We start from the raw sequence: 294 nt of genomic DNA on the forward strand, positions 1-294 counted from the left end.
GCTGATCTGATTGATGCTCAGGCCAGCCATCTGGGTGGTGCTCAGGGACTGCACCTGGCTTTCGGTCAACGCGCCGATCTGGCTGGAGGTCAGGGCGGCGAACTGGTCCCTGGTCAGGGCGGCCAGTTCGGTGGTGGTCAGGCCGGCCACGGCGGCCGTGCCCAGGGCGGCCAGCTGGGTCGTGGTCAAGGCCGTCCATGCCGGTGGTGGAAATCGCTCCCATCTGGGTCATGGTCAACCGGGCCAGTTGCGCCGTCGACAGGCTGGCTATCTGCGAGTCGTTTAAGGCGGCAA

The 294-nt window shown here is 66.3% G+C and carries 1 protein-coding gene; it reads right to left on the reverse strand.

Annotated elements, in window-relative coordinates; translation table 11 throughout:
- A partial coding sequence (locus tag DVDV_RS22910) for a hypothetical protein (protein ID WP_175577152.1) occupies nucleotides 1-189 on the reverse strand: 189 nt, incomplete at its 3' end.
- Nucleotides 190-294 lie beyond the last annotated feature (105 nt).

Origin of the sequence: Desulfovibrio sp. DV (genome assembly GCF_001936595.1) — a bacterium.
Lineage (GTDB): Bacteria > Desulfobacterota > Desulfovibrionia > Desulfovibrionales > Desulfovibrionaceae > Solidesulfovibrio.